At 68.9% G+C, this 24,160-nt stretch carries 21 protein-coding genes; 6 read left to right on the top strand and 15 right to left on the bottom strand.

Going from position 1 to position 24,160, the window contains the following annotated elements; genetic code table 11:
- Nucleotides 1–16: 16 nt before the first annotated feature.
- The 4 genes from pucD to BAY61_RS06835 form a co-directional block, all read right to left on the bottom strand.
- Nucleotides 17–2,227, bottom strand: coding sequence for a xanthine dehydrogenase subunit D (pucD, locus tag BAY61_RS06850; RefSeq protein WP_420848756.1), 2,211 nt, complete (start codon nucleotides 2,225–2,227; stop codon nucleotides 17–19).
- A gap of 80 nt (nucleotides 2,228–2,307) precedes the next feature.
- The gene (locus BAY61_RS06845) at nucleotides 2,308–3,648 is read right to left on the bottom strand and encodes an 8-oxoguanine deaminase (protein WP_091799963.1); all 1,341 of its coding nucleotides are present in this window, start codon (nucleotides 3,646–3,648) and stop codon (nucleotides 2,308–2,310) included.
- Nucleotides 3,645–4,103: a (2Fe-2S)-binding protein gene (locus tag BAY61_RS06840; protein ID WP_091799960.1), complete on the bottom strand. Its 459-nt coding sequence runs from the start codon at nucleotides 4,101–4,103 to the stop codon at nucleotides 3,645–3,647. Before BAY61_RS06840 ends, BAY61_RS06845 begins: the two co-directional genes overlap by 4 nt.
- Nucleotides 4,094–4,969: an FAD binding domain-containing protein gene (locus tag BAY61_RS06835; protein WP_091799957.1), complete on the bottom strand. Its 876-nt coding sequence runs from the start codon at nucleotides 4,967–4,969 to the stop codon at nucleotides 4,094–4,096. Before BAY61_RS06835 ends, BAY61_RS06840 begins: the two co-directional genes overlap by 10 nt.
- 126 nt (nucleotides 4,970–5,095) lie before the next feature.
- On the opposite strand from BAY61_RS06835, the gene BAY61_RS06830 reads away from it, so the two are divergent.
- Entirely contained in the window at nucleotides 5,096–6,505 is a 1,410-nt protein-coding gene (locus BAY61_RS06830) for a PucR family transcriptional regulator (RefSeq protein ID WP_091799955.1), read from the top strand.
- 24 nt (nucleotides 6,506–6,529) lie between these two features.
- Here BAY61_RS06830 and BAY61_RS06825 read toward each other — a convergent pair whose 3' ends face one another.
- Genes BAY61_RS06825 through BAY61_RS06795 form a run of 7 tightly spaced genes read right to left on the bottom strand, consistent with a single transcriptional unit; the run spans nucleotide 6,530 to nucleotide 13,730 of the window.
- Nucleotides 6,530–7,420: an SMP-30/gluconolactonase/LRE family protein gene (locus BAY61_RS06825; RefSeq protein WP_091799952.1), complete on the bottom strand. Its 891-nt coding sequence runs from the start codon at nucleotides 7,418–7,420 to the stop codon at nucleotides 6,530–6,532.
- Between the two features lie 49 nt (nucleotides 7,421–7,469).
- Entirely contained in the window at nucleotides 7,470–8,264 is a 795-nt protein-coding gene (locus tag BAY61_RS06820) for a VOC family protein (protein ID WP_091799949.1), read from the bottom strand.
- A 1-nt stretch (nucleotide 8,265) separates the two neighbouring features.
- Nucleotides 8,266–9,321 (bottom strand): phosphotransferase family protein, encoded by a 1,056-nt coding sequence (locus BAY61_RS06815; RefSeq protein ID WP_211323458.1) that lies wholly within the window; start codon nucleotides 9,319–9,321, stop codon nucleotides 8,266–8,268.
- Nucleotides 9,322–9,335: 14 nt separating this feature from the next.
- Entirely contained in the window at nucleotides 9,336–9,974 is a 639-nt protein-coding gene (locus BAY61_RS06810; RefSeq protein WP_091799946.1) for a TetR/AcrR family transcriptional regulator, read from the bottom strand.
- Between the two features lie 38 nt (nucleotides 9,975–10,012).
- Nucleotides 10,013–11,227 carry an acyl-CoA dehydrogenase family protein gene (locus BAY61_RS06805; RefSeq protein WP_091800821.1) on the bottom strand — a complete coding sequence of 405 codons (1,215 nt, stop codon included), beginning with the start codon at nucleotides 11,225–11,227 and terminating at the stop codon, nucleotides 10,013–10,015.
- A 32-nt stretch (nucleotides 11,228–11,259) separates the two neighbouring features.
- Nucleotides 11,260–12,852 (bottom strand): AMP-binding protein, encoded by a 1,593-nt coding sequence (locus BAY61_RS06800; protein ID WP_091799943.1) that lies wholly within the window; start codon nucleotides 12,850–12,852, stop codon nucleotides 11,260–11,262.
- A gap of 38 nt (nucleotides 12,853–12,890) precedes the next feature.
- Nucleotides 12,891–13,730 carry an SDR family oxidoreductase gene (locus BAY61_RS06795; protein ID WP_091799939.1) on the bottom strand — a complete coding sequence of 280 codons (840 nt, stop codon included), beginning with the start codon at nucleotides 13,728–13,730 and terminating at the stop codon, nucleotides 12,891–12,893.
- Between the two features lie 200 nt (nucleotides 13,731–13,930).
- Between BAY61_RS06795 and BAY61_RS06790 the strand changes: the two genes are divergently transcribed.
- On the top strand, nucleotides 13,931–14,749 hold the full coding sequence (locus tag BAY61_RS06790) for an endonuclease/exonuclease/phosphatase family protein (protein ID WP_091800819.1): 819 nt from the start codon (nucleotides 13,931–13,933) through the stop codon (nucleotides 14,747–14,749).
- A gap of 3 nt (nucleotides 14,750–14,752) precedes the next feature.
- Here the strand turns inward: BAY61_RS06790 and BAY61_RS06785 are convergent, their stop codons facing one another.
- The 3 genes from BAY61_RS06785 to aceB form a co-directional block, all read right to left on the bottom strand.
- Nucleotides 14,753–15,523, bottom strand: coding sequence for a LamB/YcsF family protein (locus BAY61_RS06785; RefSeq protein ID WP_091799936.1), 771 nt, complete (start codon nucleotides 15,521–15,523; stop codon nucleotides 14,753–14,755).
- Between the two features lie 71 nt (nucleotides 15,524–15,594).
- Complete coding sequence (locus tag BAY61_RS06780) at nucleotides 15,595–16,827, bottom strand: DUF6986 family protein (RefSeq protein ID WP_091799933.1); 1,233 nt, start codon at nucleotides 16,825–16,827, stop codon at nucleotides 15,595–15,597.
- Nucleotides 16,827–18,401, bottom strand: coding sequence for a malate synthase A (gene aceB / locus BAY61_RS06775; protein WP_091799931.1), 1,575 nt, complete (start codon nucleotides 18,399–18,401; stop codon nucleotides 16,827–16,829). The genes BAY61_RS06780 and aceB overlap by 1 nt, the downstream gene beginning before the upstream one ends.
- A 95-nt stretch (nucleotides 18,402–18,496) precedes the next feature.
- Between aceB and BAY61_RS06770 the strand changes: the two genes are divergently transcribed.
- Nucleotides 18,497–19,267, top strand: a complete 771-nt coding sequence (locus BAY61_RS06770) for an IclR family transcriptional regulator (protein WP_176879600.1) — start codon at nucleotides 18,497–18,499, stop codon at nucleotides 19,265–19,267.
- A 6-nt stretch (nucleotides 19,268–19,273) separates the two neighbouring features.
- Here BAY61_RS06770 and ftsY read toward each other — a convergent pair whose 3' ends face one another.
- The gene (ftsY, locus tag BAY61_RS06765) at nucleotides 19,274–20,683 is read right to left on the bottom strand and encodes a signal recognition particle-docking protein FtsY (protein WP_091799924.1); all 1,410 of its coding nucleotides are present in this window, start codon (nucleotides 20,681–20,683) and stop codon (nucleotides 19,274–19,276) included.
- Nucleotides 20,684–20,823: 140 nt separating this feature from the next.
- On the opposite strand from ftsY, the gene BAY61_RS06760 reads away from it, so the two are divergent.
- From BAY61_RS06760 to BAY61_RS06750, 3 genes are read left to right on the top strand one after another with little or no spacing between them, the layout of a single operon-like run.
- Nucleotides 20,824–22,035: an anhydro-N-acetylmuramic acid kinase gene (locus tag BAY61_RS06760; protein ID WP_091799921.1), complete on the top strand. Its 1,212-nt coding sequence runs from the start codon at nucleotides 20,824–20,826 to the stop codon at nucleotides 22,033–22,035.
- Between the two features lie 9 nt (nucleotides 22,036–22,044).
- A complete protein-coding gene (locus tag BAY61_RS06755; RefSeq protein WP_091799918.1) occupies nucleotides 22,045–23,559 on the top strand; it encodes a sodium:solute symporter in 1,515 nt (504 codons plus the stop codon).
- Entirely contained in the window at nucleotides 23,556–24,155 is a 600-nt protein-coding gene (locus BAY61_RS06750; RefSeq protein WP_091799915.1) for a maleylpyruvate isomerase N-terminal domain-containing protein, read from the top strand. Before BAY61_RS06755 ends, BAY61_RS06750 begins: the two co-directional genes overlap by 4 nt.
- The last annotated feature ends 5 nt before the right edge of the window (nucleotides 24,156–24,160 follow it).

Below are 24,160 nucleotides of genomic sequence, written 5' to 3'. Positions count from 1 at the left end.
TGTTCGTCAGGCCGGATCAGATCCCGGCGATGTGTTCAGGACGGACCGGCACCCTGGTGAGCGCCTTTCCCGTCGCCTGCCTGATCGCGGCGACGATGGCCGGTGTCGAGGAGATCGTCGGCGGTTCGCCGACTCCCCTCAGTCCGTAGGGCGCGTGCGGGTCGGCGAGTTCGAGCACTTCGACGTTCATCGGCGGCATGTCGAGCACGGTGGGAATGAGGTAGTCGGTGAAGGACGGATTGCGGATGACTCCGCCCTCGATCTGGATCTCCTCCATGAGCGCGAGTCCCAGTCCCTGCGCCGAGCCGCCGTGAATCTGCCCTGCGACAGCCTGCGGGTTCATGGCCCTTCCGACGTCCTGCGCGCAGTCGAGCGCGACGACCTTGACGAGACCGAGTTCCACATCGACGTCGACGACGGCCCTGTGCGCGGCGAAACCGTACTGCACGTGGGCGTTGCCCCGGCCGGTCTCGGGGTCGAGCGTCTCGGTGGGCCGGTGCCGCCATTCCACGGTCTCGTCGTAGTCCCGGTCGCCGAGCACGTCGGCCAGCTCACCGACGACACCGTCCATCGTGGACAGTATCTTGCCTCCGGAAAGACTCAGCTCCGACCGTTGCGTTCCCGACCGGCTCGCCACGTCGGCGAACAGCGCCGAGCGCACCGCCAGCGCCGCCGCCCTGACCGCGCCACCGGTGACATAGGTCTGCCGTGACGCCGACGTCGAGCCCGCGTTGCCGGTCGAGGTGTCCGCCGGCTCGACGGTGACCCGCTCGATTCCGAGTTCGGTGCGCACGATCTGCTGGAGCACCGTGATCAGCCCTTGCCCGACCTCGCACGCAGCCGTGTACACGGTGGCAGCGGGTTCGCCGCCGACGAGCCGCAACCGCACCCTCGCCGTCGAGTAGTCGTCGAATCCCTCCGAGAAACAGATGTTCTTGATGCCGACGGCATAGCCGACACCCCTGACGACGCCCTCGCCGTGCGTCGTGTTGGACACTCCGCCAGGAAGGCGGCGTAAATCGAGCCCGCCGGGGGACGAGGGAAGCGGCAGGTCCGCGACGCCGCGCAACAGCGTCGCCACCGGTGCGGCCGAGTCGACGATCTGACCCGTCGGCATCGTGGAGCCCTCGCGCATCGCGTTGCGCAACCTGATCTCGACGGGGTCGAGGCCGCAGGCTTCGGCGAGTCTGTCCATTTGCGACTCGTAGCCGAAAGCGGCCTGTACGGCGCCGAAACCGCGCATGGCTCCGCACGGAGGGTTGTTGGTGTAGGCACCCCAGCACTCCACCCGCACGTTGGGCACCTCGTAGGGTCCGACGCCGAGAGTCGCCGCGTTGGCGACGACGGCGGGCGTCGAGGAGGCGTAGGCCCCTCCGTCGAGATAGATCTTCGCCCTGACATAGACGAGGGTGCCGTCGCGGCGGGCCCCGTGCTCGTAGTACATGCGCGCGGGATGCCGGTGGACGTGGCCGAAGAAGGACTCTTCCCTGTTGTAGACCATCTTCACCGGTTTTCCGGTGTGCAGGGCGAGCAGGCAGGCGTGCACCTGGATGGAAAGGTCTTCTCTCCCGCCGAAGGCGCCGCCGACCCCGCCGAGCGTCAACCGCACCTTGTCCTCTGGCAGGCCGAGCGCGGCGACGATCTGCCGCTGGTCGACGTGCAGCCACTGGGTCGCCACGTAGAGGTCGACGCCGCCGTCCTCGGCTGGCACGGCGAGACCGGATTCGGGACCGAGAAAAGCCTGATCCTGCATGCCGACCTCGTAGGTGCCGCTGACCACGACCTCGGCCTCGGCGTACTGGTCGCCCGCGAGCACGGGAACGTGCCGCACGACGTTGCCGCCGGGATGCAGTGCCGCCGCCGTACCCGCCACCGCCGCCTCGGCGTCGGTCACCGGCTCCAGCACCTCGTAGTCGACGGTGACGCGGGCCAGTGCCCTCCTTGCCGTCTCGGGGTGATCGGCCGCGACCAGCGCCACCGGCTCACCCTGGTACCGCACGACGGCCTCGGCGAGCACGGGCTGGTCGGGGTGTTCGAGCCCGTACCTGTTGACCCCGGGTACGTCGGCATGGGTCAGCACGGCGTACACCCCCGGCACCGCGAGTGCCTCGGCGATGTGGATGCCGGTGACGCGGGCGTGCGGGTGCGGGCTGCGCAGCGTCGCTCCCCACAGCATGTCCTCGTGCCAGAGGTCGGAGGCGTAGGCGAACTCGCCCTTCACCTTCATGGCACCGTCGGGCCTGGCGGGGCTCGTGCCCACGCCGCCCGTCGTGGCGCTCCGGGCCACCGTCGTCGCCGTCGTCGCTTTCACCGCAACCTCCCGCTCGCCGCGCTCAGCTCGACCGCGATGGTGTTCTCGTCGGCCGTGCGCAGTTCTCCCTCGGCCACCACGGTTTTTCCACCGGCGAGGAGCAGCTTCACGTCGGGGACCGCACCGAGCACGAGGGCTGCCACCGGGTCCTCGATCCCGGCGTAGCGAAGCCCGGAAAGCCGCCACACCGCGAGATCGGCGAGTTTGCCCCGCTCGATCGAGCCCAGTTCGCCGTCCCTTCCCAGGCAGCGCGCCCCGCCCATCGTGCCCATCCAGAGTGCCTGCCTCACGGTCAGCGCCTTGGGCCCGCCGCGTTGCCGGGCCTGCAACAGCGCCTGGTGCAGTTCCTCGCCGAGTCCGCCGGATTCGTTGGAGGCGGCGCCGTCGACACCCAGCCCGACCGGCGCGCCAGCCGCGAGCAGATCGGCGGCGGGCGCGATGCCGGTGCCGAGCCTGCCGTTGGACGTGGGACAGTGCGCCGAGCCGGTACCGGTGGTTCCCAGCATCGCGACGGCGTCCTCGGCGAGGTGCACGGTGTGCGCGAGCCACACGTCCCCGCCGAGCCAGCCGAGGGATTCGGCGTACTCGGCCGGTGTACGGCCCGTTTCGGCGAGGCACTGCTCGTGCTCGTCACGGGTCTCGGCGAGGTGCGTGTGCAGCCGGACTCCCTTGCGGCGTGCCAGTTCCGCGGCTTCCTTCATCAGGTGCTCGGTGACGGTGAACGGCGAGCAGGGGCCGACCGCGATCCGCAGCATCGCGGCTTCGGAGGCGTCGTGGTGCGCCTCGATGGCCCGCTCCGTGCCCAGCAACGCGCTCTCGGTGTCCTCGACGACGCTGTCCGGGGGCAGTCCGCCTTCGGACTCGCCGCGGTCCATGGAGCCCCGCACGAGGTGACCGCGCACCCCGATCCGCTCGACCGCCGCGACCAGCGCCGCGATCTGGTCACCGCCCGCATGCGGGAACACGTAGTGGTGGTCGGCGACCGTCGTACAGCCGGTGAGCGCGAGCCTCGCCAGACCGGCCGTGGCAGCGGCATGCGTGCTGTCGGCGTCCAGTCTCGCCCACACCGGGTACAGCTCGACAAGCCACTGAAAGAGCGTCGAATCGGCGGCGAGCCCCCGCGTGGCCCACTGGTAAAGGTGGTGGTGAGTGTTGATCAGCCCCGGCGTGACGAGGCAGTCCGTGCCGTCGACGCGCGTGTGCTCGCCGTCGAAGGAAGGCGCGGGGCCCTCACCGACCGCGGCGATGCGGTCGCCGTCCACGACGACGTGCCCCGAGCGGTACTCGGTGCCCTCGGCGTCCACCGTCGCGATGGCCGCGTTCTCGATGACGATCATCGGCGCGCCGCCGTCCGTACCGCGTCGAGGATCTTCTCGTAGCCCGTGCACCGGCAGAGGTTTCCGGCGAGCGCTTCGCGGATCTCCTCGTCGCTGGGGTCGGGAATCCGGCCGAGCAGATCGTGTGCCGCGACGACGAGTCCCGGCGTGCAGAAGCCGCACTGCACCGCCCCGGACTCCACAAAGGACTCCTGAACGGGATGGAGCCGGTCGCCTTCGGCGAGTCCTTCGACCGTGCGCACGTCGCGGCCCTCGGCCTGACCGGCCGCGACGAGACAGGAACACACCGGAACCTCGTCGAGATACACCGTGCACGATCCGCATTCGCCCTGTTCGCAGGCATTCTTCGAACCGGGAAGGCCAAGCCGTTCCCTCAGCACGTACAGCAGGCTCTCGCCTTCCCACACGTCGTCGGCCTGCCTGCGTTCACCGTTGATCCGCAAGGTCACGCGCATGCTCGCTCCCCACTTCGGTAGTCGTCCCACGCCCAGGTCAAGGTCCGCCGCGCCAGCACGGCGAGCGCGTGCGTGCGGTATCCCGCGCTGCCGCGCACATCGTCGATGGGTTCGGCAGCCGAGGCCACGAGCTCGCCGAAGCGCCGCGTCAGCGAGCCGGGCAGCGCCGTGCCTTCCTCCCATGGCAGTTCGGCCGCGAGGAACCGCTCGGCCTCGGCGGCCCTGCGGGGAACCGGGGCCGCCGAACCGATGGCGGCACCGACCCTGCCGTCTCGCAGCACGATCGCGAACGAGCACACCGCGATCACCATGGCGTTGCGGGTACCGACCTTCGCGAACTGCTCGGCACATCGGGTCACGGCGGGAAACCGCACGCCCGCGATCAGCTCGTCCTCGTCGAGCGCGTTGCGTTTCACCCCGGTGTAGAACCGTTCGGCGGGAATCCGCCGGGTTCCCCGCTCGGAGACGAGTTCGACCTCGGCTTCCCTCGCGAGCAGTACGGGATGGCAGTCACCGGCGGGAGAGGCCGCTCCGAGATTGCCGCCCACGGTCCCCCTGTTGCGGATCTGCGGGGAACCGACGGTGCGCGCCGCCATCGCCAGTCCCGGCAGGACGGCGCCGAACTCGGTGATGACCTTGCTGTAGGGCACGCAGGCTCCCAGCGAAAGCCAACCATCCGAAATGGACGGACGGTCCGGTGTGGCCAGCTCGGGGACACCGGTGAGGTCGAGCAGAGCCGACGGCCTCCGCTGGTCGAAATTCAGTTCGACCATGACGTCGGTGCCACCCGCGATGGGCACGGCATCCGGCCGCCGCGCCTTGAAGGCGACGGCCTCGTCGAGAGTGGTAGGTCGGAGGAAATCCACGAATGTTCACTCCTGAGGTCCGGGTGTGTTCCAGTACACACACCGGGGGCGGGCGCGGGCAACGGCGCGCGAGCATGAAAGACAGGTGCGCACGAACGAGGGAAATTGTGCTTTCCTACAAATCTGATGACGTTGGTGCGAACCTTGCTCGGCCTGCCAGAGCTACGTCTGCGGCTCCGCGCCGGAGGCGATCTGCTCGATCGCGAGGTCACCCGCATCTACGTCACCGAGCTGCCCGATCCGAGCCGGTACGTCACGCGGGGTGAGCTGGTACTCAGCGGCCTGCTGTGGTGGCACGCTCCCGGTGACGCCGAACCGTTCGTCGCCGCGCTCGCCGAGGCGGGCTGCGCCGCGCTGGCCGCATCGGGAGCCGACAGCGGCGGCATCCCCTCCGATCTGGTCAGCACGTGCGAACGGCACCGCATCCCGCTGGTGGAAGTACCCGCCGACCTGTCGTTCGCGGTGATCACCGAGCGCGTCGTACTGGCGCTCGCCGCCGAATCGGACGGCGCCCGCAAGCGTTTGCTATCAGCGGCGGCCGAGACCGCCTCGCTGCCGGAGCTGCTGGCGAGCGGGGCAGCCGAACTCGGCGCCGACTGCTGGGTCAGGTCGGCGACCGGCAGGGTCGTCGCAGGCAGCACGCCGCGCTCGCCACGGGACAGGGCGGTCGTCACCGTCGGTGGACGGCATGCCGTGCCGTGGACTCTGGTCGTCGACGCCGAGTTGAGCGGGGGAAGGGCAGAGATCGCCGACGAGCTGGCGAGCCTCGTCGGGCTGGCGAGGGCGAGGGAGGACGAGGTTCGCGCGGTGCGCACGCGCGTCGCGGAGCCGCTGCTCGCGCTGCTGCGCGACCGTTCGGCCGCGGATCCGGCCGAACTGGCGAGCGCGTTCGCCTCGACGGGCCTGCCATCGGGAGCCCGGCTGAGGGTGCTCGCCGCGAGCACCCCTGCCGCGCCGATCGCGGGTGACGTGCTCGGCGAACTACTCGCCGAGCACCCCGCGCCCTTCTTCGCGGGCGCGGGCGACGATCCGGGTTCGGCACTGGCGGTAGCCGTCGACGCGGAGTGGCCGTCCGGCTGGGCGAGTGACGCGGAAGCGGGTTTGGCGAGACTGGGCCCCGGCCGACTGCTCGTCGGGACCGGTGGGCCCGCGCCGCTTTCCGGGTTGCGCGGCGCGGCGGAGGAGGCGCTGCACGCCGTCGGCGTCGCCGAACGGGGCGCCACGAGGGTCGCGGTCGTCTCGGGCGAACGGCTCGGCCCGCTCACCCTGCTGCTCGCGGGAGCGCCCGACGACCTGCGACGTGCCCTGCGCGACCGCGTGCTGGGACCGCTGCTCGAACAGAATCCCGAGTTGCTGCACACGCTGCGCGTGTTCCTCGAATGTTCCGGTTCCCCAGCGAAGGCGGCGAAAGCACTGCACGTGCACGTCAATACGCTGCGCTACCGGATGGCGAGGGCGGGGGAACTGCTCGGCGTCGACGTGACCGATTTCCGAACGCAGGTCGATCTCTACCTCGCGCTGACCATCGACCCCTGACGCCTCCCCCGCCCGGCTACCCGCTCACGGCGCGGCAGAGGCGACGAGCGAGGCGGTGTCGATCCGCGCCGCGCGCAGCCGCGCGCACTCCTCGGAATCCGTGGTCGGCGCGGTGCACAGGTACAGCGTCAGCCCGTCCTCGCCGCCGACGGCGCACGCGAGGCACAGCTGATCGGTGCCGACCCTGTCCAGCTCGGTGCCGTCGGTGCCGACGAGTGCGGCGCCGAGGTGCAGCGGGTCGGAAACCCACAGCCTGCCCTCGCCGTCGAGGCCGATACCGTCGGGGGCGTAGCCGAGCGGAAGTTCGCGCCTGCCGGTCAGTTCACCGCCCTCGCCGATGTCGAATACGGTGATGCGCGCGCCCATCGTCTCCGCCACGTACAGCCTTCCGAGGTTTTCGTCCACGACGATCCCGTTGGTGAAGACGAGATCTTCCGCGGCGACGCGCCACGAGCCGTCGGGCTCGACCGCGAACACCCTGCTGGTGGCGGGAACGTCGAGCGGGCCGTCGACCCGCTCGGCCATCAGCGCGCCGACGACCGAGGGGTCGGCGAGGAATTCCTCCGGATCGAAGCCCATCTCGCCGACCCACGCCCTGCCCGAGGAATCGACCCAGAGGTCGTTCAACATGGACGAAACGGCACCGGAGAGGTCGGCGTGCTCGACAAGCCCTTCGGGTTCCAGCCGCAGAATCTTGCGCGCGTCCTGCTGCACCACGAGCAGGCGCCCGTCGGGCAGCCAGCCGATGCCGCCCGTCCTTCCCGGTACCTCGGTGATGACTTCGGATTCGCCGTGCTCGTCGACGGCGATCACCGTGTGCCCGTGCATGTCGACGAACCACAGCCTGCCTTCGTGCCACCTGGGGCACTCGGCGAAAACGTGGCCTGAGGACAGCGTCGAGGTGGTAGTGCGCATGAAACTTCCCTTCGTGGAATGGTTCTTGGTGCTCGAAAACCTTGCGGTGTCACGGCTCCCGCACCGGCGCCTGGCGGATCGCGATACCGCACAGCCACACAGCGGAGTCATCAGAGTCCTCGACGCGCAGTCCCAGTTCGCGCGCCCTTCGCGGCACGGCATCCCGGTCTCGGCAACGGACCTCGATGCCGCACACGCCCTCGCCCCGGCCGGAGGCGGGCAGGAAGCTGACGCGTCCCCTCGCGAGTTCCACCGCCGCGACGCCGTCGTCGCGGCGGGTCACCGTGGTGCCGATCAGCTCCGCCCAGCGGGCGGCGACTCGCTCCGGTTCGCCGCACTCGACCTCGACACCGGCGAGCTCGACATCCGGGTTGGAGCGGGCTCGCCACGCCGGCCCCGCCCACGGCCATTCGGCCGGATCGTCGGGTTGTTCCAGTGACAGCAGCGATCCACCGGTGTCGCGTGGATCAAAGTGCCTGCCCCGGATCCCCGGCAACGGCGACTCCCATACCGTGCGCACTCCGAGTTCACGCGCGCGGACGTCCACCGCCGCGAGATCGTCGGTCTGCAACAACACCATGTACCCGCTGTCCCCTCCGCGATTACGGAGGTAGCGGGCGGCCGGTGTCTCCTGGTCGCTCGGCGAGATCACTTCCAGAAACGTGTCCCCCGCCGCGAAAACCGCGTTGCCGATGCCGAACCGGTCGATCAGGTCGGTGCCCCACAGTTCGATCTCGTCGGCCGTGGTGAGACACACGTCGAGGCCGAGCACTGCCCGCAGCCGGGCGACGGTGGTGTCGAGGTCGTCGGCGATGAGCGCGACCTGCCTGAGCCTGGCGCCCACGTCAGTTCTCCCCTCGTCGGAGCAGCCCGCGCGCGGCGTCGAGCAGCGCTCTCGCCCGCTCGTGGGCCGCGATTCCGGTCTCGCGGGCGGCCTGTCCGCTCATGCTTCTCACGTAGGTGCCTTCCAGGATGATGGCCAGCCGGTAACAGGCGAGCACGCGAAACCAGTGGATGTCGGCCAGGCCCCGCGTCGTGCGCCTGGCGTAATGGGCGAGCAGTTCGTCCACTGTGGGCAGCCACGGCAACGGGACGGCGAGATCCACCCCCGCCGGGTTGTCCTCACCTGGCCACGTCGCGAGCAGATGCCCCAGATCGAGCAGCGGGTCCCCTTGCGTGCTCAGTTCCCAGTCGACGATCGCGGCCAGCGTTCCCTCGTCGTCGACGAGCATGTTCGCGAGGTGGAAATCGCCGTGGATGAGGCCGGTTCCGTGGTCGGCGGGCCGATACGTGTCCAGCCAGTGCGCGATGTCGTCGACGGAACCGAGCGAGCCGGGCTCGTAGTGTTCGGCGCGCCCGTAGCCGACCAACTGCCCTCGCCACCGCGAAACCTGGCGTTCGAGCCAGCCCCGTGGCTTTCCCAGATCCGCGAGACCGACCTCGGAGGGGCGAACCTCCGACAACGCGATCAATCCGTCGACAATGGATAGTCCGAGCACGCGCTGCCAGCCAGGGTCGTCGGAAAGCCCCGGGGGCAGTGGACCGCACGGATTCCTTCCCGCGACCGGCTCCATGAGGTAGAAGGCCGCCCCGATGACGGAGGGATCCTGGCACACGGCGATCAGTCCCGGATGCGGTACCGCCGATCCGGCGAGCGCGCCGAGCACGGCGGCTTCCCTTTCGATGGTCCTGTCGCTGTCGGGCCGCTTGTGTGGCGGGGGACGGCGCAGCACGTACTCACGGCCGTTCCGCCGCAACCTCAGCAGCACGTTCTGGGTGCCGCCGCCGAGCACCGACACGTCCTCGAAAGGGCCATCGCCGAGACCCGCTTCTCCCATCCACCACCGAACTCGCTCAATGTCGACCACCGAAGCGTCCACGGCGTGTGTTCCCTCGGACACCGGCTTCCTCCCCGCTACCTGATTTCCAGCGAGCGAACCCAGATCGTCACGACGGTGTCGGTCAGTTCGTCGAGGCTCCCTGCCTCGTGGCCGAGGTTGAACACCACGTGCGCGAGCCTCGACACCATCGAACTGAGCGCGAGGCTCGCCAGTTCCGGCGACAACTCCGCGTCGGCCCTTCCTTGTTCCTGGAGCCTGCGGATGCTGCGCGCGTTGCGGTCCTGGAACACCTTGGCCCTTTCGAGCCTCGCGTTGCGAAAGACCCCGTCCATCGCCGACATCTGCTCGAAAATGCGCATGAGCCCGGCGTTGTCGCGGTAGGAGACGAAATACCGGCGGGTGGCCTGCCGGATCGCGTCGACCGGGTCGCCGGAATGCGAACCGCCGATACCCGAATGCAGCAGGTCGTCGCGCAACCCGTCGAGCAGCTCCCGGAAGATCTCTTCCTTGCCGTCGAAATGGGTGTAGAACGAACCGGCCGCGACCCCGGCCTCGGCCGTGATGTCGGTGATCTTCACGTCCAGAAACCCGTCGCGCTCGAAGACCGTGCGGGCCGCGGTCAGCAGTTTCGCCCTCGTGTTGCGTCCGCGCTGGGACCGGGGCAACGCCTTGTCCGCGCTACGGCCCGCCGTGTCGTTCTCCTGGTACACCATGTGTTTTCCCTGTCCGCCCGTGCTGGTTTCCCTGGGTGTCAGCCCGCGACCGGTGCCCGGTCGCGCAGCTCACGCAGGGCAATGCTCCTCTTGTGCACCTCGTCGGGTCCGTCGGCGATCCGCAAGACGCGCTGGAAGGCCCACATCTCGGCGAGCGGCACGTCGTCGCTGACGCCCGCCGCGCCGTGTACCTGGATGGCCCTGTCGATGACCTGCGACGCGATCCGGGGCGCCGCGACCTTGATGGCCGCGATCTCCGTTCTCGCCTCCCTGTTGCCGACGGTGTCCATCAGCCAGGCCGCCTTCATGACGAGCAGTCTCGCCATCTCGATGTCGATCCTCGACTCGGCGATCCAGTCCTGGATGTTGGCGTTCTCGGCAAGCGGCTTGCCGAAGGCCGTTCGCGACGAGGCACGCTCGCACATGAGCGTGAGCGCGCGCTCGGCCATGCCGATGGCACGCATGCAGTGGTGGATCCGTCCAGGCCCGAGCCTCGCCTGGCCGATCGCGAACCCCTGCCCCAGCTCACCCACGAGATTGGCGGCGGGCACGGTCACGTTGTCGAAGGAGATCTCGGCGTGCCCCTCCTGGTTCTGGTAACCGAGGATCGGCAGTGCTCTTCCCACGGTGATTCCCGCCGTGTCCAGGGGAACGAGCACCATGCTGTGCCGCTGGTGCCGGGGCCCTTCCCCGCTTGTCCTTCCGAACACGATCAGGATCCGGCAGTGCGGGTGGTACAGGTTGGTCGCCCACCATTTCCTGCCGTTGAGCACCAGGTTGTCGCCGTCACGATCGATGCGCAGCGCGATGTTGGTCGGATCGGAGCTGGCGACGTCCGGCTCCGTCATGCAGAAAGCGGACCTGATCTCGCCGCGCAGCAACGGTTCGAGCCAGCGACGTTTCTGTTCACCGGTCCCGAAAAGGCTGAGCACCTCCATGTTCCCGGTGTCGGGAGCCGAGCAGTTGAACACCTCGGGACCGATGAGGCTCTGCCCGATGATCTCCGCGAGCGCCGCATACTCGACGTTCGTGAGCCCTCCACCCCACTCGGCGTCTGGGTAGAAGAGGTTCCACAAACCGGCTGCTTTCGCCTTCTCCTTGAGCGATTCCATGACGGAGGGCTGGTGGTGCGGATCCCCTGCCGCGATCAGCTCTTCGCGGTACCGGAATTCGGCTGGGATGACGTCGTTCTCGACGAACTCCCTCACCTGCTTGCCCAGATTCACGGCGCGTTCCGAATAAAAGAAGTGCATGTCCGTTCCTGACTGTCCGAAGTGGATGCCGATCATCCGGCTTTTTCGCGATCCCATGTGTTCTCCGGATTCGCGTTCTGCCTGAGAAAGGCCTTCTTGGTCTTGATTGTCGCGTCGGTCTTCGGCAACCGGCCGGTGAACTCGACGTACCGGGGAACCATGAACCGGGGCAGGCGCTCGGCGAGCCAGTCCGCGAGCTCGCCGTGGCCGAGCGAGCTGCCCTCGGCGAGCACGACGACGATCTTCACGTCGTCCTCGCCGAGTTCCGACGGCACGGCGACCGCCGCGCACTCGGCGACCTCGGGATGCTGGTTGACGTAGGTCTCGACCTCGAAGCTGGAGATGTTCTCGCCGCGACGGCGAAGGGTGTCCTTCATGCGGTCGACGAAGTAGTAGTTGCCGTCCTCGTCCACCCGGAAGGCGTCGCCGGTGTGGAACCAGCCGTTGCGCCAGGCGTGCGCCGTCTCGGCGGGCATGCCGTAGTACCCGGCGTTCATGGTCCACGGATGGTCCGCCCTGACGATCAGCTCGCCGACCTTGCCCTCCTCGACGGGATAGTCGTGTTCGTCGACGATGCGAACCTCGTAGCCCGGCCTGAGCCTGCCGCAGCTGTCCGTACCCGGCAGGTCGAATCCGGCGGAGGCGAACGGCAACCCGATCTCGGTCATCCCGTAGTAGGTATTGACCCCGGTGAGGCCGAACCGGCCGAGAAAACCGGGAAGATCGGGCGGCAACGGCGCGCATCCCATGGAACGCAGCGGATTGTCCGCGTCCGAAGGCGACTCGGGCGCGCTCGCCAGCATCATCGCCATCGGTCCCTGCATGACGGTGTGCGTCACGCCGTGCTTCCGCACGTCCCGCCAGAAATTGCTGGAACTGAACACTTCCCGCATGACGATGGGGAAACCACGCAACAGCGCCGAATAGAACAGGATCTTGCCGCCGACGTGAAACGGCGGGAGGAAGTGATAGAGGACGTCGTCGGCTCGCGTGACGCTCGTGACGACCTCGCAGAAGGGATACCACTCCGCCCAGGGAAGAATGACCCCTTTGGACGGTCCCGTCGTTCCCGAGGTCCAGATGATGCAGGAACTGGTCCACTGTCGCGGTCCCGCCTCACCTGGAGGGCCGATGGGCGCGGCACCGGCGAAGAACTCCTGTTCTGACACCAGTTTCTGTGGCATTCCGACCACCTCGGCACCGTCGGCCGGATCGTCGAGCACGACGACCGTTTCGAGCTGACTGAGCCCTTCCGCGATCTCGGCGACCGCAGCGAGATACCGTCGCGCCACGATCAGGACCCGGGCTCGCGAGGTCTCGATGGTGTAGCGCAGGAGGTGTCCCCGGTAGGCGGTGTTGAGGCTGACCTCGACCGCGCCGAGCCAGGACATGCCGAGCCACGCGTGATAGGTCGCGAACCCGTTGGGCAGCAGGCTCAGGACGTTGTCGCCCTCGCCGACGCCGATGTCCCGCAACGCACCGGCCCAAAGCAGGCTCAGCTCATAGGATTGGCCGTAGGACAGCGAATCGCCGTCGACGTGAGTCAGAAATATCGTGTCGGGACTCTCCTTCGCCCGCTGTTCGAGCACGAAAGGCAACAGGTCCGACTGCTGGATCCATTCCATGAGGCTTCCCCGGAAGTGAGAGTGACGGATGAAACCGGTCAGTTGTCCATGCCGGCCAGCGGCATCGCCAGCGCGCCACCGTCGACGACGAGCGTCTGGCCGGTGAGCCAGGACGAAGCCGGGCCGGCGAGAAACAGTGCGGCGGCAGCGATGTCGTCGGGCGTACCGAGCCTGCGCAGCGGGAGCCGCGCCGCCAGCTCGTCCCCCTTCGCCTCGACCAGGACTCGTGCCATGTCGGTTTCCACGAGCCCGGGGGCGATCGCGTTGACGCGCGCTGTCGGCCCGAGTTCGGCCGCGAACTGGGTGGTCAGGTGCTTCAGCGCCGCCTTCGTCGTCGCGTAGTAGCCGACTCCCCGCTCGGCGATGAAGGCACCGAGCGACACGATGTTGACGATGGCGCCGCCGTGCTCGCGCATGGACCGCCGCCAGACCTCCTGGGTCCACAACAGCGGTCCGAGCAGGTTGACCTGGGTCGTTTTCCGCGCGCGTGACAGGTCGAGTTCGCTGAGCGGGCCGTAGTAAGGGTTGGTCGCCGCGTTGTTGACGAGCACGTCGAGGTGCCCGAAATCGGTGTTCGCCTGCTCGACCGTCGCGCTGATCCGGTCGGGGTCACCCGCGTTGCCCTGGTAGCAGCGCACCTCGGCACCAGGCCGGAGGGTCCGCAGTTCGCTCGCCGTCTCGGCGAGCCGGTCGGCGTCGCGGGACACGAGCGCGACGTGCGCGCCCGCCTTCACGAACATCGCCGCCGCGGCCTTGCCTATGCCCCTGGACCCGCCGGTGATCAGCGCGACTTTGCCGTCGAGGCGCCACAGCCGAGCCGGGTCCTTGCCGGTCACCGGAGTCTCGCCTGTCTCGCCTGTCTCGCCGTTCTCGTTCATGTCGCCCCGGCCGCCTTCCTCAGCGCCTCTAGCCCGTAGCCGAGGAGCGTATTTGAACTTGAAGCCAGATTCAAGTAGTGCTCGCGAATCCCTCGACCAGAACGCCGAGATCCGCGCTCGGGACATCGACTTCCACACTCGGGACGCCGAGATGCGCGTTCAGGCACGCGATACTCGAACCCCGGAACCGGAGGCGGCACATGCGAGTACTGACCTGGAACCTGTGGTGGCGGTTCGGCCCGTGGGAACGGCGGCGCGAGGCGATCGCGGCCGTGCTGCGGGACCTGCGGCCGGACGTCGCCGGGCTACAGGAAGTGTGGGCCGCCGACGGCGACAACCTCGCGCGGTGGCTGGCGAACGAACTCGGCATGCACTGGACCTTCGCCCAGGTAGGAGATCCACGGCCGTGGCAGCGCCGGATCGGCGACCCTGCGATCGGCGTCGGCAACGCCGTACTGAGCCGGTGGCCGATCACCGCACGGCAGGTCGCCGAGTTACCTGGCGTTCACGGCGAGGACCGGGGCAGGATCGCCCTGCACGCCAGGATTGCCGCGCCCGGTCACGACCTGCCGTTCTTCACGACACATCTCGCGGCCGCGGCAGACGCCTCGGCGGTCCGATGCGAACAGGTGAAGGCACTCGCGACGTTCGTCGCGGCCCACCGGGACGGCACCTCGTTCCCTCCCGTGATCACGGGAGATTTCAACGCCCGGCCCGATTCGGACGAGATCCAGTTGTTCGGCGGCTACAAGACGGCCCCCGCCGTCGCGGGGCAGGTGTTGCTCGACGCGTGGGAACACGCGAGCCCCACTCAGCCCTCGGCGACCTGGGACACGGCCAACCCCTTCGTGGCGGTCTACTTCGGTCCCAGCGCCCGCGTCGACTACATCCACGTAGGCCCGCCTGGCCCCGGCGGGCTCGGCGACGTCACCTCCGTGCGCCGCGCCGGCGACGCGGCGCACGGCGGGGTCTGGCCCTCCGACCACGCCGCCGTCGTCGCGGACCTGCGGGACGCGTGAGCGCTACGCGGAGACGAACGAGGTGATCTCGACGCCCGCCGCGAGCAGTCCCTCACGCACCCCGCGGGCGATTTCGACGGCGCCCCTCGTGTCGCCGTGAACACACAGCGAACGCGGCGACACCGCGACGGAACTCCCGTCGATCGCCTCGACGGTGCCCTTGGTCGCCATCCTGACGCTGCGCTCGACCACCGCGTCCGGCTCGTGCACGATCGCGCCCGGCTGCCTTCGCGACACCAGCCTTCCCTCCGGCGTGTAAGCGCGGTCGGCGAAGGACTCGTGCACGGTGGTCAAGCCCGCCGCCTCCGCCTGCCGCAGCACCTCGGATCCGGGAAGTCCCATGAGCGGCAACGATGTGTCGTAGCGCGACACCGCCTCCACGACGGCCGCCGCCTGCTCCTCGTGCGTCACGATCGCGTTGTACAGCGCGCCATGTGGCTTCACGTACCGCACGGCGGTTCCGGCGACCTTCGCGAGCCCGTCGAGCGCGCCGATCTGGTAGATGATGTCGTTGACGAGTTCGTGCGGTTCCATGTCGATGAACCGGCGGCCGAACCCGGGCAGGTCGCGGTAACCGACCTGCGCGCCGATCGTCACCCCCCGTTCCGCGGCTCTCTCGGTGACCCTGCGCAATACCGTCGGGTCACCGGCGTGGAAGCCGCACGCGACGTTGGCGCTCGTCACGACGTCGAGAAGGGCCTCGTCGTCGCCGAGCGGCCAGTTGCCGAATCCCTCGCCGAGGTCACTGTTGAGATCGATCACCGAACCAGCCATTTCGCCAGGATAACGGCGCGACCCCGGCATTTCCGGATGCCACGGGAGTGGGAAGAACGACACCCGCTAGGTCACCCGGTCCGGTTGGCGATGCGCGCCAGCGCGGGCCGCCCGAGTACTTCCGGCAGTTCGGCCTCCTCGATCGCGCCGCAGTCGAGGCCACGGGAAAGGTAACCGGCCAGGGCAGCCGCGGTCGCCGGTTCGTCGAGCACCCCGCCCTCGGTCCGCTCGACGTAGTCGAGGAGCCGGGCCACCGCGCTCGGCAGGTTCTCCCTGAAGAACGCGTAGGTCGCGGCGAAACGGCTCGGCAACTGATGCGGATGCAGATCCCAGCCCTGATAGAAGCCTCTGATCAGCGAGCGGCGAATCAGTCTGCGGTGCTCCTCCCACGCCCCGGCGACGGCAGCGGCTTCGCCGACGGGAAGCCGGTTGGTGGAACCGTCGGAAAGCCTGACCCCCGTTCCCGCCGCGGCGACCTGCATGACGTTCTTCGCGAAGTCGGCGGCCGGATGCTCCATCGACTGGTAGGCACCGCTGATGCCGAGACCCGCGCTGTAGTCGTAGGTCCCGAAGTGCAGCCCGGTGCACCGGCCTTCGGCGATCCGCACGATGTGCGGCAGCGCAAGGGTTCCGTCGCGCGACACCACCGACTGCGCGGTCTCGACCTGCACCTCGAACCGCAGTGAACCGGCGGCGAGCCCGTGTACCTTCTCCAGTTCTCCCAGCACCTCGACCATGGCCGCGACCTGCTCGATCGCCGTCACCTTCGGCAGCGTCAGCACGAAACCGGGCGGCGGGGTGCCCAGCGCGCCGAGGAACATGTCCAGCGTCCTGATGCCCCTCCGGCGCGTGGCGGCCTCAAGGCTCTTGCACCGGATGCCGGTGAACGGCGGGGCGGTACCCGACTCGACATCGCGGGCCAGCTCACCGGCCGCCCGCACGGCATCGACATCTTCGGCATCTTCACCTGAGCCGGACGAGGCGCGGTACCCGTCCTCGAAATCGATCCGCAGGTCCTCGACCGGCTGCGTCGCGAGCTTGGCACGCACCCGCTCGGCGAGATCGTCGTCGTGCTCTCCGAAGGCGAGCACGGCGCCGTGCTCGGCGAGCGCGGCACTCGCCCGCTCTCCCCACTCCCCCGCGAGCCCCGCGCGGTAGTGATTCGCGGGGACATACACGGTGTGCACGGGCTGCCGCCCCGCGCGCTCGCCCGGATAACTCGCCGCGACCCTGGCGTCGGCCTCGGCCAGCCTGTCGTCGATCCGCGCGTAGAGATCGTCGCCGAGCCGCCGGGGCGCGGCCACTACTTGATCCGCTCGTAGGCCGGAAGGGTCAGGAAGTCGACGAAGTCCTCGGCGAGCGCGACTTCCTCGAACAGCTCCACGGCGGGATCGAGCAGATCGGCGGGGACGACGTCGGCCAGTTGCGCGCGCACGTCGGCGAGTACCGCGCGAACCAGCTCCCGCGTCACCACCTCGCCGTTGTCGAGCACGACCTCGTTGCGCACCCATTGCCACACCTGCGAGCGCGAGATCTCCGCCGTCGCCGCGTCCTCCATGAGGTTGTGGATCGCCGCCGCGCCGGTGCCGCCGAGCCACGAGGCGATGTAGCGCACCCCGACGTCGACGGCCGCCTTGAGCCCGGCCTCGGTCGCCGAACCCTCGGTCGCCGCGATGTCGAGCAGGTCGGCCGCGGTCACCGACACGTCCTCGCGCAGCCGGTCGAGCTGGTTCGGCCGGTCGCCGAGCACCTTGTCGAACTCCTCCGTGCACAGCGCGACCATGCCGGGGTGAGCGACCCATGACCCGTCGAATCCGTCGCCCGCCTCGCGAGCCTTGTCGTCGTGGACCTTGGCCATGGCCTTCTCGTTGACCTCGGGGTCCTTGCTGGGGATGAACGCGGCCATCCCGCCGATCGCGAAGGCGCCGCGCTTGTGGCAGGTGCGCACGAGCAGTTCGGTGTAGGCCCGCATGAACGGTGCCGTCATCGTCACGCTGTTGCGGTCGGGCAGTACGAAGTCGGCGCCCGCGTCGCGGAAGTACTTGATGATGCTGAACAGGTAGTCCCAGCGGCCCGCGTTGAGCCCGCTCGCGTGTTCCCGCAGTTCGTAAAGGATCTCCTCCATCTCGAACGCGGCGGGAATGGTCTCGATGAGCACCGTCGCCCTGATGGTGCCGTGCTCGATGCCCAGTTCGTGCTCAGCCCAGGTGAACACGTCGTTCCACAACCGCGCCTCGCGGTGGCTTTCGATCTTGGGCAGGTAGAAGTACGGTCCGCTGTCGCCCGCGAGCAGCGCCCTGACGTTGTGGAAGAAATAGAGCCCGAAGTCGACGAGCGCGCCGACCGCCTTGCGGCCGCCGACCTCGATGTTGTGTTCGTCGAGGTGCCAGCCCCGGGGGCGCACGACGATCGTGGCCAGTTCGCCGTCCTCGCGCAGCGCGTAGTGCTTGCCGCCGCTGTCGAGTTCGATGCTGCCCCTGACCGCGTCGGCGAGGTTGACCTGCCCCGACACGACGTTGTCCCAGTGCGGCGTGTTGGCGTCCTCGAAGTCGGCGAGCCACACCTTGGCTCCCGAGTTCAGCGCGTTGATCGTCATCTTCCGGTCCGTCGGCCCGGTGATCTCGGCCCTGCGGTCGCGCAGCGCGGGCGGCGCCTCGGCCACCTGCCATTCCGATTCGCGGATGTGCGCGGTCTCGGGAAGGAAGTCGAGCTTTCCGGTGCGCTTCGCCTCGTCTCTGCGCTCGGCCCTCGCCGCGAGCAACGTGTCCCTCGTCGCCGCGAACGCCTCGTGCAGGCCGCCGAGGAATTGCAGGGCCTCCGGGGTCAGCACCTCGTCGCCGCGCTCGACAGCGCCGCCGAGCACTCGAACATCAGACATGCGAACACCTCATATAACGATCATCTTGTTTTACATCTCGGACTATAGTTTCTACATCGCGGAAGCTCAACGGGAGCGGCGAGAGAGGAGACAGCGTGACCCCCGAACGGTCAGCCGGTGGTGGAGTGCAGTCGTTGCAGCGGGCGTTCGAGCTGCTCGAACGCCTCGCGGACGCGGGAGGAGAAGCGAGCCTTTCCGAGCTGGCCACATCCTCCGGCCTGCCGATGCCGACCATCCACCGCCTCATCAGGACGCTCGTCGCGCTCGGCTACGTCAGGCAGAACATCAACCGGCGCTACGCGCTGGGGGCACGGCTCATCAGGCTCGGCGAGCACGCGAGCCTGCAATTCGGCACGTGGGCGCGACCGCTGCTGGCCGAACTGGTCGACGAGGTCGGCGAGACAGCCAATCTCGCAGTGCTGGAACGCGACGAGGTCGTCTACGTCGCGCAGGTGCCGTCCCGGCATTCCATGCGCATGTTCACCGAGGTCGGCCGCAGACTGCTGCCACACGGAACGGGAGTCGGCAAAGCCATCCTCGCGACCCTGCCCTCCGAGGAGGTGCGCGCGCTGCTCGGCCGCACCGGCATGCCCGCCTACACCGAGCACACCCACACCGACGTCGACCGGTTTCAGCGGCACCTCGCCCGAATCGACAAGCAGGGCTACGCGCTCGACGAGAGCGAACAGGAACTGGGCGTTCGCTGCGTCGCCGTGCCCATCGCGGACGCGCCGACGCCGACGGCCATCTCCGTATCGGGACCGGAAGGCAGGCTCACCAAGGAAGCGGTCACCCGCATCGCCCCGGTCGTGCAGCGCGTCGCCACCGCGTTGTCAGCGCAACTGGCACACCGCACCAGCGCCTGAGGCAGCTCAGTCCAGTAGCGCGTCGACGAAAGCCGACGGCTCGAACGGGGCGAGGTCGTCGGGCCCCTCGCCGAGACCGACCAGCTTCACCGGAACACCGAGTTCGCGCTGGACCTGGAACACGATGCCGCCCTTCGCGGTGCCGTCCAGCTTCGTGAGCGCGATGCCGGTGACGTCGACGACCTCGGAGAACACCCGCGCCTGCGCGAGCCCGTTCTGCCCCGTCGTCGCGTCGAGCACCAGCAGCACCTCGTCGACCTCGGCCTGCTTCTCGACGACCCGCTTGACCTTGCCGAGCTCGTCCATGAGGCCGGTCTTGGTGTGCAGCCGACCGGCCGTGTCGACCAGCACGGCGTCGACACCGGAGTCGATGCCCCGCTTCACCGCGTCGAAGGCGACCGAGGCGGGGTCGGCGCCCTCCTTGCCGCGAACGACCTCGGCGCCGACGCGCTCCGACCAGGTCTGCAACTGCTCGGCCGCGGCGGCCCTGAACGTGTCGGCCGCGCCGAGCAGCACCTGCCTTCCCTGCGCGACGAGCACCCTGGCGAGCTTGCCCGTCGTGGTGGTCTTTCCGGTGCCGTTGACACCGGCGACCAGCACGACGGCGGGCTGCTTGCGCCCCTCCGGCCCGGTGTGCGGCAACGCGCGCACCGCGCGATCGGTGTCGGCACCGAGCGTGTCGATCAGCACTTCCCTCAGCAACGCCCTCGCATCGGCCGAGGTACGCACCGCCCTGGTCGCCATCTCGGTCCGCAGCCGTTCGACGATCTCCGTCGTCGTCGCGGCTCCCAGGTCGGCGAGCAACAGGGTGTCCTCGACGTCCTGCCAGGAATCCTCGTCCAGATCACCGGCGCCGAGCAGGCCGAGCAGGCCCTGCCCCAGCGCCGAACGGGACTTCGACAGCCTGCCGCGCAGCCGCTCCATCCGGCCCGCCGCCGGTGCGACCTCCTCCACCTCGGGGGCGGTCGCGGCGGGCTCGGGCTCCGGCGCTTCGGGGGCCTCGGGTGCCGCGGGCTCTTCGGTCTTGGCTGCCTCGGCGACCTCGGCTTCGGCCGCCTCGGCCTCAGCCTCGGCTTCGGCGACTTGGCCGGCCTCGGTGCTCGTGTGCTGGTCAGGAAGACCGACGTCGACGATCCCCCGGCGAGGCGCGTCCCTCGGCACGGCGGCATCGTCACCGACGCCGGGCTCGCCGTCGGTTTCGGTGCGCTCGGCAACGGGATGTTCGGGGGCCTTGGTCCCGCCCTCCGCGAAGGTGAAACCACCTCCGGCCTGGTAGGTACCGCCCTTCGGTTTCTCCTCGGGCTCCTTCTCCAGGCTGATCTTGCGCTTGCGGGCTACGGCCAGCGACGCGACGACCGCGACGAGGACGACGACAGCCGCGACGACGATGATCCAGATCCAGGTGCTGCTCGACACCCGGCCATCCTCGCATTCGCGCCGGGCCCCGCCCTGGCGCCCCTGCTCCGACGGTGAGCATTCAACCTGGACTGCGTACTTTTGGCGAAAATGTCACCTGATGTCTTGCGCCGCGGCGCACCGTGGATTAGACCACTCCAGTGGCGGATTCCAGCGGAAGCCTGCGAGTCGTCGGGCTCATCTCCGGTACCTCCGTCGACGGCGTCGACGTCGCCGTCGCGGACCTGCGAGCCGAGGGCGGTGAAAACCGGGAACTCCGGCTGACCCCGCTCGGCCACGGTGAGGTGCCCTATCCGCCCGCGCTGCGGGACGACCTGCTCGCGGCGCTGCCACCCGGCGCGTGCACCGCCGAGCGGCTCACCAAGCTCGACACGGGAGTCGGGCAGGCGTTCGCGGAAGCCGCCCTGCTCGGCATCGAGGACCACGCCGGCGGGCACGCCGACCTGATCGCGTCGCTTGGCCAGACGCTGTACCACTGGGTGGAGGACGGCACGGCGCTCGGCACTCTCCAGCTCGGCGAGCCCGCCTGGATCGCCGAGCGCACCGGGCTGCCGGTCGTCTCCGGCTTTCGGACCCGCGACGTCGCGGCAGGCGGTCACGGCGCGCCGCTCGCGAGCACCCTCGACGCGCTGTGGCTGCGGCCCGAGCCCGGCGGAGCACCGCGAGGGGCGCTCAACATCGGCGGCATCGCCAACCTGACCGTCGTGCATGGCGACGGCACCGTGTTCGCCTACGACACCGGCCCTGGCAACGCCCTGCTCGACGCGGCGGTCACCACCCTCACCGGAGGGCGCTTGCACAGCGACGTCGACGGAGCGCTCGCCGCACGCGGCACGGTGCACCCCGGGCTGCTGGACCGCCTGCTCGCCGACCCCTACTACGAACGGTTGCCACCCAAGTCGACGGGGAAGGAACACTTCAACGCCGCTTACCTCGACGAAGCCGTCGCCGCGTTCGCGCCGGTCCCCGCCGAGGACCTGCTCGCCACCCTCACCGAACTCACCGCGGCGACGATCGCGTCCGCCTGCGCGAACCACGGCGTGCGCGCCGTCGTCGCCTCCGGCGGAGGACTGCGCAATCCCGCGCTCGTACGCGCGCTCCGCGCCCGGATCACCGTCGTCGCGAGCGACGAACACGGCCTGCCCTCCGACGCCAAAGAGGCATACCTCACCGCGCTGCTCGGCTGGCTCACCTGGCACGGCCTGCCAGGCAACGTGCCCGGCGCGACCGGAGCGGGAGGACCACGGCCGCTCGGCAGCATCACTCCAGGAAGGGCACCACTCGTGCTTCCCGGACGACCACCGGCCGCACCCCGGCGGCTACGGGTAGCCAGCCCCTCCGAGTCACGGTAGGAGATAGCCATGCGCGCATTCGACCTCGCCATCGTCGCCGTCTTCCTGGTGGGAACGCCACTGCTGGGGATATGGCTCGGCGGCAAGCAGCGATCGTCGACCGACTATTTCGTCGGCAGCAGGAACATCCCGTGGTGGGCGGTCACGTTCTCGGTCGTGGCCACCGAGACGTCGACGCTCACCGTCATCAGCGTTCCCACCGTCGCCTACCTCGGTAACATCACCTATTTGCAGCTCGCGGTCGGCTACCTCATCGGCCGCGTGATCGTCGCGTTCGTGCTGCTTCCCCGCTACTACGCGGGAAACCTGGTGAGCGCCTACGGATTCCTCGGCAAGAGATTCGGAAACGGCATGCAGGGAACGGCTTCGGTGACGTTCCTGCTCACCCGGCTGCTCGCCGACGGCGTCCGGCTGTTCGCCACGGCCATCCCGGTCAAGGTCATGTTCGGCGCGTTCGGCCTCGACCTGCCCTACTGGTTCATCGTCGCGGCGATCGCCCTGATCTCCGTCATCTACACGTATCTCGGTGGCATCCGCGCCGTCGTGTGGGTCGACGTGATCCAGATGGGCATCTACATTCTCGGCGCCATTGCCGCCGTCTTCGTGCTCGCGGGGAAGCTGCCGGAGGGCTGGCTGTCGAACGCGGCGGACGAAGGCAAGTTCCAGTTCTTCGACTTCACGTCCAACGTCGTGACCAACCAGTACGCGTTCTTCACCGCCGTGATCTGCGGCGCGCTGTTCGCGATGGCCTCGCACGGTGCCGACCAGCTCATGGTTCAGCGGCTGCTGGCCTGCCGGACCGTCAAGGACAGTCAGAAGGCCGTGATCGCCAGCGGTTTCGTCGTATTCATCCAGTTCGCGCTCTTCCTGTTCATCGGAACGATGCTGTGGTCGTTCTTCAACGGAGCCTCCCCCGAGTCGATGGGCATGAGCACCGGCGACGAGCTGTTCCCCACCTTCATCGTCGAGCAGTTGCCACCCGGCCTTTCCGGACTGCTCGTCGCGGGAATTCTCGCGGCGGCCATGAGCACGATCTCCTCGTCGCTCAACTCGCTGTCCACATCGACCATCAGCGACATCTACCAGCGCTTCACCAAGCGCACCCTTTCCGACGAGTCGATTCTCAAGCAGGCCAAGCTGTGGACACTCATCTGGGCAGGCGTCTTCGTGATCTTCGCGTCGCTGTTCACCAGCACCGACCAGCCGGTCGTCGAACTCGGGCTGACCATCCAGTCCTACACCTACGGTGCGCTGCTCGGCGCGTTCCTGCTCGGGATCCTCGTCAAGCGGGCAAGGCAGGGTGACGGGATCATCGCTTTCCTGTGCACCATCGCGGTTTCGGCGGTGTTCGCGCTGTTCATCAGGTTCACCGAAGACGGGGAGCAGGTTCCGCTCGCCTTCCCGCTCTTCGTTCCGCTCGGTGTCGCGGTGACCCTGATCGTGGGCGGGCTACTCTCCTTGCGGCATCCCAAGCCCGACCCGGAGAACGCCGACCCGAGAGCGGCAGGAAGCAGCATGAAATGAAGCCGGAAGCACTGACCGCGACCACGGAGTTCTGCACCGCGTTCCTCGGTGAGCATCTTTCGGCCGACTGGTCGGCGACGGCGCCTGACATGGAATGGCCGGCGCGCTCGATCGTCGCGCACATCGGCAACACCCTGCTGTGGTACGCGTTCGACTTCACGGCAGGCGATGCCGAACTGTCCACAACGGATACCACGGTGCGTGCCGACGGTGAGCCCGGACAGCTGGTACGCACCGTGACGACGGCGGCGGCGCTGCTCGGCGCAGCCGTCACGGTCGCGGACCCCTCGGCAAGGGGGTGGCATCCGTACGGTCTCGCCGACGCGTCGGGGTTCGTCGCGATGGGCTGCGACGAACTACTGATCCACACCGAGGACGTCGCCCGCGGTCTCGGCGTGCCGTTCACGCCGCCTGACGACCTCGCCGAGCCGGTGCTACGCAGGCTCTTCCCGTGGGCACCCTCGGACGCCGAGTCATGGCCCGCGCTGCGCTGGGCCAACGGGCGGACGGCTCTGCCCGGCCGCGAACGCCTGACCAGGTGGTGGTGGCACTGCGCGCCACTGTCCGAATGGGACGGAACGACGTCTCCGATGTAGCCGGG

The sequence above is a fragment of the Prauserella marina genome (genome assembly GCF_002240355.1).
Lineage (GTDB): Bacteria > Actinomycetota > Actinomycetes > Mycobacteriales > Pseudonocardiaceae > Prauserella_A > Prauserella_A marina.
The sequence above is the reverse complement of the archived record's forward strand: the minus strand, read 5'-3'. Positions and strand labels throughout refer to the sequence as shown.